General features: G+C 43.2%; 8 protein-coding genes. 1 reads left to right on the plus strand and 7 read right to left on the minus strand.

Annotated features, from left to right (window positions below; all coding sequences use genetic code 11):
- Positions 1-147 precede the first annotated feature (147 nt).
- The 5 genes from NQ503_RS13065 to clpB form a co-directional block, all read right to left on the minus strand.
- A complete protein-coding gene (locus tag NQ503_RS13065; RefSeq protein ID WP_005424925.1) occupies positions 148-1,977 on the minus strand; it encodes an ABC transporter ATP-binding protein in 1,830 nt (609 codons plus the stop codon).
- Positions 1,974-4,124: an ABC transporter ATP-binding protein gene (locus NQ503_RS13070; RefSeq protein ID WP_005424924.1), complete on the minus strand. Its 2,151-nt coding sequence runs from the start codon at positions 4,122-4,124 to the stop codon at positions 1,974-1,976. Before NQ503_RS13070 ends, NQ503_RS13065 begins: the two co-directional genes overlap by 4 nt.
- 8 nt (positions 4,125-4,132) lie before the next feature.
- On the minus strand, positions 4,133-4,639 hold the full coding sequence (locus NQ503_RS13075; protein ID WP_022388270.1) for a MarR family winged helix-turn-helix transcriptional regulator: 507 nt from the start codon (positions 4,637-4,639) through the stop codon (positions 4,133-4,135).
- A gap of 852 nt (positions 4,640-5,491) precedes the next feature.
- Positions 5,492-5,665, minus strand: coding sequence for a DUF4250 domain-containing protein (locus tag NQ503_RS13080; RefSeq protein ID WP_005424922.1), 174 nt, complete (start codon positions 5,663-5,665; stop codon positions 5,492-5,494).
- A 50-nt stretch (positions 5,666-5,715) separates the two neighbouring features.
- Entirely contained in the window at positions 5,716-8,298 is a 2,583-nt protein-coding gene (gene clpB, locus NQ503_RS13085; protein WP_005424921.1) for an ATP-dependent chaperone ClpB, read from the minus strand.
- Positions 8,299-8,617: 319 nt separating this feature from the next.
- On the opposite strand from clpB, the gene NQ503_RS13090 reads away from it, so the two are divergent.
- Entirely contained in the window at positions 8,618-9,937 is a 1,320-nt protein-coding gene (locus NQ503_RS13090) for an IS30 family transposase (RefSeq protein WP_009243531.1), read from the plus strand.
- Positions 9,938-10,249: 312 nt separating this feature from the next.
- On the opposite strand, the gene NQ503_RS13095 is transcribed toward NQ503_RS13090, so the two are convergent.
- Positions 10,250-10,558: a type II toxin-antitoxin system RelB/DinJ family antitoxin gene (locus tag NQ503_RS13095; protein WP_044925739.1), complete on the minus strand. Its 309-nt coding sequence runs from the start codon at positions 10,556-10,558 to the stop codon at positions 10,250-10,252.
- Positions 10,559-10,899: 341 nt separating this feature from the next.
- Positions 10,900-12,891: a glycoside hydrolase family 31 protein gene (locus NQ503_RS13100; protein WP_005425354.1), complete on the minus strand. Its 1,992-nt coding sequence runs from the start codon at positions 12,889-12,891 to the stop codon at positions 10,900-10,902.
- Positions 12,892-12,901 lie beyond the last annotated feature (10 nt).

Below are 12,901 nucleotides of genomic sequence, written 5' to 3' on the forward strand. Positions count from 1 at the left end.
ATTCTGCTTATCTTATCACATACACTACAGTCATCTGTAACCTGTTTATTTTCAGCTTATTTTACCAACTGTAAAAAATTATTATACCGAAAAAGGCGACTGCTGACAAGAGGTCTCCTGTCCAGCAGCCGCCCGGTGTCCTATTAATTATTTGTCAAACTGGCTGTTGTAAAGATCCGCATAGAATCCATTTGCTGCCAGGAGTTCTTTGTGATTTCCCTGCTCGATGATATCGCCATCCTTCATAACAAGGATCAGATCTGCATCTTTGATCGTAGAAAGTCTGTGTGCAATAACGAAGCTTGTTCTGCCCTTCATCAGGTTGTCCATTGCTTTCTGGATCTGCATTTCTGTTCGGGTATCGACAGAAGATGTTGCCTCATCAAGAATCAGGATCTTGTTGTCTGCAAGAATTGCTCTTGCAATGGTAAGAAGCTGTTTCTGTCCCTGAGAGATATTGCTTGTCTCCTCATCCAGTACCATCTGGTATCCGCCAGGCTGCTGCATGATGAAGTTATGGATATGAGCAGCCTTTGCCGCTGCAATAACTTCTTCATCGGTTGCATCCAGACGTCCGTAACGGATGTTTTCCATGATCGTTCCTGAGAAAAGCCAGGTGTCCTGAAGAACCATTCCGAACATTTCATGGAGCTCACTTCTGTTGAAGTTTCTGACATCATGGCCATCAACCTTGATCGCGCCTTTGTTTACATCATAGAAACGCATCAGAAGTTTTACCATGGTCGTTTTTCCCGCTCCGGTCGGACCTACGATAGCTACCTTCTGGCCATCATGCACATCTGCTGAAAAATCATGCACGATGATCTTATCCGGATTATAGCCAAACTCTACATGCTCAAACTGTACATTTCCGTTGAGTCCTTCGATAGAATCCGGATTTTCCGGCTGCTGTACTTCTTCCTCTTCATCTAGGAATTCAAACACACGCTCGGATGCTGCAGCTGAAGACTGCAGAAGGTTTGTAACCTGAGCGATCTGCTGGATTGGCTGTGTAAAGTTACGGATATACTGGAAGAAGGACTGGATATCACCAACTTCGATGGAACCTTTGATAACAAAAACACCACCAAGAAGTGCAACCATCACATATCCGAGGTTTCCTACAAACTGCATGATCGGCATCATCATTCCTGAGAAGAACTGAGATTTCCATGCTGATTCGTAGAGCTTTTTGTTGTCCTTTTCAAATTCCTCCAGAACATCATTTTCTTTGTTGAAAACTCTTACCACATCATGGCCGCCAAAGTTTTCTTCGATCTGGCCATTGACTGCACCAAGGTAATTCTGCTGTGCCTGGAAATATTTCTGTGAATGCTTCATCACTGTCTGAATGATAAACATAGATACCGGCAGGATCAGAAGTGCTGCCAGTGTCATCCACACATTGATGGACAGCATCATAATAAATACACCGATCAGTGTTGTTACGGATGTGATCAGCTGGGTCAGACTCTGGTTCAGACTCATTTGCAGAGTATCGACATCGTTTGTTACTCTTGAGAGGATCTCACCGTTTGTTCTGCTCTCAAAATAATTGAGCGGCAGTTTATTGATCTTCTTTGAAATATCTTTTCTTAAATTATAGGTTACATCATTGGAGATTCCTGTCATGATCCATCCCTGGATAAAGGAAAAACATGCACTTGCCAGATATAATCCCAATGTCCATAGCAGGATCATTCCGATCTTGCCAAAATTAATGCCTCCGGTTCCGTTTACCTTGGCAACCAGGCCGTTGAAAAGCTCTGTCGTTGCTTTACCAAGGATCTTAGGTCCTGCAATATTAAAAACAGTTCCTGCAACCGCAAAGATAAATACCATTACAAAACGTAATTTATAACGGCTCATATAACGGAACAATTTTCCCATTGAACCTTTAAAATCTTTTGCTTTTTCTGTCGGGCGCATTCCAGGTCCATGACCGCCCATCGGTCCGCGTCGTCTCTGTCCACTCATGCCAATTCCTCCTCTGACAGCTGACTCATTGCAATCTGACGATAAACTTCACAGTTTTTCATCAGTTCTCCATGAGTACCAATTCCTGCCATATGTCCATCATCCAGTACAATGATCTTGTCTGCATTCAGGATCGTGCTGATACGCTGTGCAACAATGATCGTTGTAGCATCTTTGGTATGTTCTTTCAGAGCCTTACGCAGAGTACTGTCAGTCTTGAAATCCAGAGCGGAAAAGCTGTCGTCAAAAATAAATATCTCCGGTTTCTTGGCGATCGCTCTTGCAATTGAAAGCCGCTGCTTCTGTCCGCCGGATACGTTTGTTCCGCCCTGAGCGATCGGAGAAGCATATTTCTCTGGTTTCGCATCAATAAATTCTGTTGCCTGAGCAACCTCTGCTGCTTCTTTTACTTCTGTTTCTGAAATATCAGTCTTGCCGTAGCGGATATTGGAATCGATCGTACCGGAGAAAAGGACTCCCTTCTGTGGAACATATCCAAGTCTGGATCGTACTTCTTTCTGAGTCATTTCACGAACATCCACTCCGTCGACAAGAACACGGCCTTCTGTCACATCATAGAAACGAGGAATCAGATTGATCAGTGTGCTCTTTCCGCTTCCGGTACTTCCGATCACGGCGATCGTTTCGCCCTTTTCTGCCTTAAAGGAGATGTCGCTGATGACGTTTTCGCCTGCTTCCGGATATGCAAAACTTACATGGTCGAATTCAACGGTTCCTTTGACATTCGCCTCTGGCTGAACCGGATTTTCCGGATCTGTTATGCTGACTTTTGTATTGAGTACATCGTTGATACGAAGTGCTGCAACATTTGCTCTTGGGAGCATAATGGACATTGCTGTGATCATCAGGAAGGACATGATGATCTGCATTGCATACTGAATGAATGCCATAACATTACCAACCTGCATGGTTCCATTGTCTACTGCATAAGATCCACTGTAGATGATCAGCACAGAGACACCATTCATAATGAGCATCATCGTCGGCATCATAAAAGTCATACATCTGTTAACAAACAGGTTTGTCTTTGTAAGTCTTAGATTTGCCTCTTCAAAACGTTCTTCTTCGTGTTTTTCACGGCTGAATGCGCGGATAACAGGGATACCTGTCAGGATCTCACGTGTTACCAGGTTCAGTTTGTCAACCAGAGTCTGCAGTATTGTAAACTTAGGCATTGCCACCTGGAACAGAACAACGATCACAACAAGGATCAGGCCTACTGCAAGACCAAGGATCCATGTCATAGAAGAATCCGTCTTCAATACACGGATCACGCCACCGATACCAAGGATCGGCGCATATAGTACGATACGGAAAAACATTGCCATTACCTGCTGCACCTGCTGAATATCGTTTGTGCATCGGGTGATCAGGGATGCTGTTGAGAATTTATGGTATTCACGGCTTGAGAATGAAATAACTTTATTGTACACTGCATTTCTCAGGTCATGACCAAGCGCTGCTGCCACTCTGGATGAAAGAAATACCACGCAGATTGCGCAGAGCATGGTGATAAGTGCCATTCCCAGCATCTTAACGCCTGAGATTTTGATGTAATGCATCTGGATCGCATCGACATCCTCACCCATTGCCTCGTATTCACTCTTTACATAAGCTACACCAGCCTGTGTAAGGATGGATGGCTGCATCTTGTCAATCTTCTCACTGATCTTCTCGATCATTGAGGTCAGAGCTTCCTCTGGCAGCTGAGCGATTGCCTGCATCGGATCTGTTCCTTCCGGAACTCCCATCTTTGCAAGCATCTCATTTACTTCGTCACTGCCGGATGAAAAGCTTGCAGCTATCATCATCGGTTTTGTTAAAATATCGTTGAGTTTCTCTCGTTCCTCAGATTTTACATCATCTTTTAGTACGAGGTTGTCCCCATCTTCTTCATAATAGGAATCTATGGTTTCTTTTTCCTCTTCATCCATAAATAATTTCAGATTATCCATGGATGTTTTTCTGATCTTTTCAGGTACACTGTCTTCGATACCACTTTGCTGGATTCCCACATTAACGATCTTGGATGTGTAATCCGGCAGTGACAGATCGCAGTAAGCCTGAAGAAACAGAAGTGCTATGATCAGTACTACATAGCCAGCTGATTTTTTCAGATATTTCATCAGTTTGATCACTTTTGCTGCCTCTCTTTCCTGGTGTTGTTCTTACCGGATGCAACCGGTATTTTTTCAATGTTCTCTGTGATCTGGTCCAGAAATCTTCGCAGAAGGCAAAGGTCTTCTTCGCTGAAACCATCGAGAAGTATTTTCTCGTTATCCTGCACCTTCTTCATGCCACTTTCTTTGGCCTGCTTGCCTTTTTCTGTCATATAGATTCTTGAGATACGCTGATCTTTTTCATCGGCTTCTCTGTAAAGGAATCCCGCTTTTTCCAGGCGTTGGACAGTTACGTTGACAGTCGGTGGTTTGATGTGCAGTTTTTCTGCGATCTCGCGCTGGCTCAGTCCGTCTTTGTGTGCCAATAGACCGAGCACCGGTATCTGTCCCGGATAGATTCCCAGTTCCTGCATCTGTCCAAAGCATTTGGCCATAAAACGCCGGTCAATCCGCATAAACATTGTGAGAATACTGGATTTATACTCTCTCTGACAAAAGTCTGGTTCTTCATCTGTAAACAAGTCTTCACCTCCATGTGATGTCTGTTGTTTTGATTAGTCGGCTATTGATTAGTCGGCTAATTGTTTATTATATGCATTTGTGCAGAAAATGCAACTGTTTTTGTAGATTTCACAAAAAAATCAGATTTGACGCCGAGTATAAAGATTCTAGAAATGGAAATAAATATGAATTAATATATAGTTTACGCCGAGTATTAAAGACTCCTGGCGTGGAAACGGCTTCGGAATTCAGAAATACTAGGGATATTCTCAGCCTGTTAAATTCATGGATTAAAAGTGCATAACTCGCTTACGCTCAGACAATGCACTTTTTAATCCATAACACAGTCTGATACTATCCTGAGTATTTCTAAGAATTCCTGCAGATGTTTCCCTCTCAGGAGTCTTTAATACTCGGCTGTTGATCTATATTTATCTGCGTGTGGAATAACCATTCAGGAGGCTTGATACTCGGCTGTGAGTTGTATTTATCTGCGTGTGGAGTAACCATTCAGGAGGCTTTATGTTCGGCGACCCCCTCCCCCCAACGCCACACTAACAAGTATAAAGTACGGTGCGAGGGAAACAAAAAAGAACTCCAGCAAGGATGGAATCTGGAGTTATCATCTGAAGTTGGTTCGCCTGAAAAACTTCGTGAAGGCATCAGGTCGTACAGGTTTTTGCGTTGATACAGAAAATGCTGCTGTTTGAGCATCTTTAGATGCGAGTTCAGCATTTTCTGTATCGGTTTTAGCAAAAGCATGTACACCTTGATGACTTAGAAGTTTTGAATTGAACCAACTTCAGATAATAACGCTCGGATTCACTTTCCTTCTGAAGTTCTTCTTTCAATTTCCCAACACCGGGAATTCTTTATACAAACTGATTAAGCTCGGCATCGTACTGGTAATCAATCGACGCGAGTTTCTTTATCAGCCCCTCCCTGGACAACTCCTTATCTTTAAGGAAATCGTCCAGGGAATCATAATAATCTCTAAGCTGTGTATTGACATAGCTCAACAGCATCACTGGATCCTTTGGTATCATAGGTACCTCCTGTTACTTCCTGTGACTGCGCGCCATATCCACAGCCACATTTATTTCGTATTAATCACAAACTCTCCGTCTTTGACATCCAGTACCAGTGTATCGCCTGCATGAACATCCCCGGAAAGGATCTTCTTGGCTGCAAGTGTTTCCACATAGTTCTGCAGATAACGTTTCAGTGGACGAGCTCCGTAAACCGGATCATATCCATTTTCGATTACCTGTGTTCTGGCTGCATCTGTCAGTTCAAGAGAAAGCTCCTGGTCTGCCAGACGGTCGCTGAGTTCTTTGACCATAAGGTCGACTATGCCACCAATATTATCTTTTGTCAATGGTTTGAAGAGAATAATCTCATCCAGACGGTTCAGAAATTCCGGACGGAAGTGTCCACGCAGGTCATTCATAACCTGTTCCTGAGCTTCTGGTTTGATCTCGCCGTTTTCATCAATTCCCTCAAGAAGATACGGGGAACCAATGTTGGAGGTCATGATCAGAATGGTATTCTTAAAGTCTACAGTTCTGCCCTGAGAATCTGTAATTCGTCCATCATCCAGTACCTGAAGAAGTACATTGAATACATCCGGATGTGCTTTTTCAATCTCATCAAACAGTACTACACTGTATGGTTTACGACGAACAGCTTCTGTCAGCTGGCCGCCTTCTTCGTATCCAACATATCCCGGAGGCGCTCCGATCAGACGAGATACAGAATATTTCTCCATGTACTCACTCATATCGATTCGTACCATATTCTGTTCGTCATCAAACAGCGTTGCTGCCAGAGTTTTTGCAAGTTCTGTCTTACCAACACCGGTAGGTCCAAGGAAAAGGAATGAACCGATTGGTTTGGTCGGATCTTTGATACCTGCTTTGGAACGAAGGATTGCATCTGTCACAAGACGTACACCTTCATCCTGTCCGATCACACGTTTATGCAGTTCATCTTCCAGGCCAAGGAGTTTTGTTCTCTCTCCCTCAGTAAGTTTGGTTACCGGGATGCCTGTCCAACGAGAAATGATTCTTGCAATCTCATCGTCTGTAACTGCCTCATGCACCAGGCTGCGGTCACTTTCTTTGACCTGTTTTTCCTCAATCTCCAGCTGCTGCTGAAGTTTTGGAAGTTCTCCATACTGCAGCTCGGCTGCTTTTTCCAGATCGTAGTTCTGTTTTGCTTTCTGGATCTGCTTGTTGATATCCTCGATCTGCTCACGTAATTTCTGGAGCTTCTCTACAGAATGTTTCTCATTATCCCACTGTGCTTTCTGAGTATTGAAGGTGTCTCTCATTTCTGCAAGTTCTTTCTGCAGGTCTGCCAGACGTTCTTTACTCAGATTATCTGTTTCTTTCTTAAGAGCAGATTCCTCAATCTCTAACTGCATGATCTTACGTCTCTGTTCATCCAGCTCTGTCGGCATGGAATCCAGTTCTGTCTTGATCAGTGCGCATGCTTCATCGACAAGGTCGATTGCTTTGTCAGGAAGAAATCTGTCGGTAATGTATCTGTGAGAAAGGGTTGCTGCCGCAACAAGGGCACTGTCTGTGATCTTAACACCATGGAATACTTCGTATCTTTCTTTCAGGCCACGAAGAATGGAAATGGTATCTTCTACTGTCGGCTCATCAACCATGACTGGCTGGAAACGACGTGCAAGAGCAGCGTCTTTTTCAATGTACTGGCGATACTCATCCAGTGTGGTTGCACCAATACAGTGCAGCTCACCTCTGGCAAGCATAGGTTTCAGCATGTTGCCTGCGTCCATTGCACCGTCTGTTTTGCCGGCGCCGACGATCAGATGAAGTTCATCGATGAAGAGGATGATTTCACCCTCGCTCTTTTTGACTTCTTCAAGAACTGCTTTCAGACGTTCCTCAAATTCGCCACGGTATTTTGCACCTGCAACAAGTGCGCCCATATCCAGTGCGAAGATTTTCTTTTCTTTAAGGCCTTCCGGCACATCACCTGCAACAATTCGCTGTGCAAGACCTTCGATAGCTGCTGTTTTACCAACACCAGGTTCACCGATCAATACCGGGTTGTTCTTGGTCTTACGGGAAAGGATTCGGATGATGTTACGGATTTCTGCATCACGGCCGATGACTGGATCCAGTTTCTGGTTTCTTGCTTTTTCGACAAGATCCTCACCATATTTATTTAAGGTGTCATAGGTTGCTTCAGGATTGTCGCTGACAACTCTCTGGTTGCCTCTTACAGTTGAAAGTGCCTGGAGAAATCTCTCTCTGGTGATTCCAAACTCGTTGAAGATTTTCTTCATGCTTGGGCTTGGCTGTGTCAGCAAGGACAGGAACAGATGCTCAACAGAAACGTATTCGTCTCCCATTGCTTTTGCTTCGTTCTCTGCGTTTACCAAAGATTTGTTCAGATACTGGCCAAATCTCAGATCACCACCGGATACTTTTACTTTTGCATCCAGCGCTTTTTTCACTGTATTGATAAAATAATCTTTATTGATCTCCATCTTTTCGATCAATTTGAGGATCAGGCTGTCTTCCTGCGTTAACAGGGCATACAGAAGATGCTCCTGCTCTACTTCCTGGTTGCCGTATTCGTAAGCAACCTTTTCAAGATCCTGAACAGCCTGTACTGATTTTTGAGTAAATTTACTGATGTTCATAGGCTCTCCTCCTTGTATATCGTAGGAAAAGGATACTGAAATTTCTTTCTGTATCCTTTGGTCATCTTTGTTATATTCGTAATATAACACATATTGTTAGCACTGTAAAGAGGTGAGTGCTAATTAATTATGAACATTCTGTGAATCCTTAAATGAAAAACTAACTTCCACCTTTAGTCTGTTTTGCTCTACATTAGGAACTGGGGGTGGAAGTTAGTCTTGCAATCGTTTATTCTATAAGAAATACCAGGGCTCCTCCCTGGTCATATCCTCCAACTACCGGAAATGGGATATTTTTATTGTATAGGAGGATTCATTTATGTCTACTAAAGCTACTGGAAACAAAAAACACCTTACCCTTGCTGATCGTGCTGCCATTGAACATGGTATCAGCCGTGGGGAAAATTTCACGCAGATTGCCTGCAGAATCAACAAGGATTCTTCTACCATTTCCAAGGAGATTCGGCGTCACCTTTTCCGGGTTCCTCATTTTCAAAACGAAACCCAGCGGAAGCGCTCAGAATGCGAGCATTTTCAGAACTGTGTAAAGCAGCATATCTGCGGGAATCAGACTTGTAATTCCTTATGCTGGAAATGCCGCCCTAAGCGCTGTTCCATGTATTGTCCTGACTTTACTCCCAGACTCTGCGAAAAGTTAAAAAAGCCCCCCTACGTGTGTAATGACTGCCCTCAGATACGCAACTGTTCCCACGACTTCTATTTCTACAGGGCCAATTATGCCAACGATATTTACAGTGAAACAAAATCTTCTTCACGGTCTGGGATTAACCAGACTCCTGAGTCCCTGGAACAGCTGGACCGTCTGGTTTCCCCTCTGCTTCTGCAGGGACAGCCTTTGTCCCATATCTTTGCTTCTAATCAGGAATCCGTCCCTTGTTCTATAAGGACCCTCTACAACTATATAGACCAGGGATACTTCACTGCAATCAACCTCGACCTTCCCCGGAAGGTCCGCTACAAAAAACGTCGGCAGGTCCGCAGAGAACCTGACAACACTGGATATAGAAAAGACAGATCCTATCAGGATTTTGAGAGATATCTGGAAAAGTTTCCAGATACAAATGTGGTGGAATTAGATGTGGTGGAAGGTGCCGGGGGAAAATCAGAACAAGTACTGTTGACCATGCTTTTCCGTAATTGTAGCCTTATGCTTATTTTTCTTATGGAGGCTGACAGGAAGGACAACGTACAAGATGTGTTTCAGCGAATATATACCCATCTGGGAGCAGAGCTATATCGAAAACTCTTTCCGGTCATTCTTACAGACAATGGTGCCTCATTCAAAGATCCAGCTATTTTTGAACGGCCTGAAGGTGAACTTCTATCCCGTGTCTTTTACTGCGATCCCATGGCTTCCTGGCAGAAGGGACGTCTGGAAAAAAATCATGAATTCATCCGTTATATTATCCCCAAAGGTACGACATTCGCAGGCTTGGACCAGGAGCAGGTAACTCTGATCACCAACCACATCAATAGCGTAGCAAGAGCCAGTTTAAACGGCTGCACCCCGTTTGAACTGGCTCTGCTGCTGATAGACAGAAAACTGCTGGACCTCTGCCAGCTGGAAAGGATTCCCGCCAACCAGGTGATCCTTAAACCATCACTCTTGAAAAAGTAACTGCAAGATCCATTTCCGGTGCTGGTTTCATAATCAGGCCGGTGGAAGTTAATTTTTCAAAAGTACTTTCAGTGGTCCCAAAATCATGCCCATCTTCCAGAAAAAGCTTTGTTTTCTGCCCTTATTATATGTTAATTTTTACGAATAATCCAGAACTATATGGATGTTAGTCCTGCAAAAAGGTCTTATTTTACCTGTGCCAATGTATGGTGGAAGTTACTTTTTCATTCAACCATTGTAATTCAAAAGCAATATATTCAAAAATCCCTCTCAAGTCACTGTCAGCCTGTTCGGATAATTCTACTTCATATATCATAAGCCATAATCCTTGCGAATGTCAGCAAATGCTTTCTTCGCATTTTTTGTCCGTCCAGCCTGCATATCTGCATATCCTTTCTCCAATTCTTCATTGAACTCTACTTCTGATAATGTGCTGATATCAACAGGTCTGGCAGATGGTATTTTTACTTCAAACGGAAGTCCTCTCTGTAAGATAATCTGTTTATAAAACATATTGATAGCACTGGAAGCAGAGATACCAAGTGTAGACAGGATACTTTCTGCTTTTTCTTTGACATCTGGTTCAATCCTTGCATATAAATTTGCTGATTTTGTAGCCATATAAAACATCTCCTTTCGTGAGTAGTATTTCCATATATCTTTATTATATGCAAATGTCCGCACAATAGCAATACTAATTTTATGCTCCAATAATCTTATTGAATAACTGTAGTGAAATGTAGAGCTGAAAGTACAAGTGCCACTATATATCCGATTCCACAGAAAAATTTTATCTCGTTTATTTTCTCTGATTGCAATCTTATCCTTTTTTTCAATTTTTGCACTTCCTTTCAGGCAAAGAAAAAGACGCAAGCCATATTTCTATAACTCACGCCTTTCTCTGCACTTATTTACTTTACAGTTCCAATTCGCTACGCACTGCGTATCCTTTTAGAACTTACTTATTTCGTCAGAACCCGATAATTTTCTTTCTTATCATAATCTTTATGGATTCCATCATCTTCATACAGAGTATAGCTGCTGCCTTCATATCCGATAAGCTGCATATTTTCTGTATCAATATCCTTCACGCACTCTGCTGCTTCTGCAACCGGGATGCATTTGCCGCTTCGAATGAAAAGAGGCACTTCATTGAGAGCAACATCCACATAATGAACTCCCTTTTCGAGGACTTCTTCAGAAATGCTTCCATCCGGCATAAACTTGATGAATTTCATTTCTTCTGGCAGGTAAACGTAACGGCCTCTTGCGTTCTGCTCGTATACCGGTGCGATCATGATCTCGTTGCCAAGCATCAGCTGGTCTTCGACGCGGATTGCCATCTTATCATCCGGATAAACGAAGCCAAGCGGTTTAAAGTACATATCGTCATTCAACGCAGCTTTCATGTATTCACTGTAAAGATACGGCACAAGACGATATCTGGCGTTAATGACGCTGCGGAAATCTTCGATGTTTTCGAACTGGTAACATTCCTGTTCTCTTGTTCCTTCTGCCGCATGATCACGCATCAGAGGTGTAAACACACCGAGTGCAAGGAAACGGAGCAGAAGATCTCTGGTCGTGTCGTCACCAAATCCGCCAAGGTCTGCGCCTGTGTACATAAATCCACACATATTCAGAGATGGAAGCATCTTCAGATTTAAAAGAATGTGTGACCACCAGGATTTATTGTCTCCCATCCAGATTCCTCCGTAACGATGCATTCCAATATAAGAAGATCTGGAAAACATCAGGAAACGTTTTTCCGGATCAATGCGTTCGAATGCTTCTCCGGCTGCTCTTGTCATGTTATAACCAAAAAGATTATGCACTTTGTCGTGGCGGATTTTCTTACCATTTACATTGTGATAGAATCTTTTGTAATCCTCCGGACTGTTAACAATATCTTTCATCTTTGCCTGCATTGCCCACGGATGGATCTTGCCTTCGGTGTCTTTTGCAAATTCTCCGGCGAATTCTTTTGCCTCTGCAAGTCCCTCAGAAGAATAAAAGATTGCCGGTTCATTCATATCGTTCCAGAATCCCTCGATTCCCTGGTCGATCAGGAAACGGTATTTATCTCCGAACCATTTCCGGGCTTCCGGATTCAGCATATCCGGAAAATGGGTATCTCCAGGCCATACAGCTGCAACAAAATCACTTCCGTCTTCTCTTTTACAGAAGTAGTTATTTTTTACACCTTCCTCGTAAACCTCGTAGCCTTTTTCCACCTTGACGCCGGCATCAATGATCGGGATCAGGCGAAGCTCCTGGTCTTTCATTTCCTTTACAAATTCAGGGAAATCAGGAAAGTTTTTCTCATTGACTGTGAAGTCCTTAAAATCCTGCATATAGTCAATATCCATGTAGATCATGTCGATCGGGATATGATTTTCACGATATCCTTTTGCAACTGCGCGGAAGTCTTCTTTTGTTGTATAGCCCCAGCGGCTCTGTCCAAAACCAAAAGCGAACTTCGGCGGAATGTAGCTGCGGCCGATCACACGACGGAACTGTTTTACGATATCGTAAGCATTCTCACCTTCGATCACATAGATATCCAGATCTGCATTCTCGCAGGACACTTTGAGGGTGTCCATTCTGGTATATCCGATATCAAAGGTCAGTTTTGACGGATAGTCAAAAAACAGGCCAAATGTAGTCTTTCCGCTTACTATAATAAAATTGTGGGCTCCATACAGAGAACGCTTGTCCTCTGTATGAATTGGATCATCTGTGCAGTTGCTGATATAGCAGTAACCTCTCTTATTGATTCCACGGTTGGATTCGCCCAGACCATAAACGATGTCATCTTCGTCCATGATATAGGTAAAAGCAAATCCTTCTTTCTGGCTGATTTCCCCATATGGAAAAGCTTCCTCAGCTGTTTCAATTTTTTCGGTCAGTGCCTCCGTATCAAACGGAGCTCCATATCTGTATTTTCTAATCATCTCTGTGCTA

The organism is Blautia obeum ATCC 29174 (assembly GCF_025147765.1).
Lineage (GTDB): Bacteria > Bacillota > Clostridia > Lachnospirales > Lachnospiraceae > Blautia_A > Blautia_A obeum.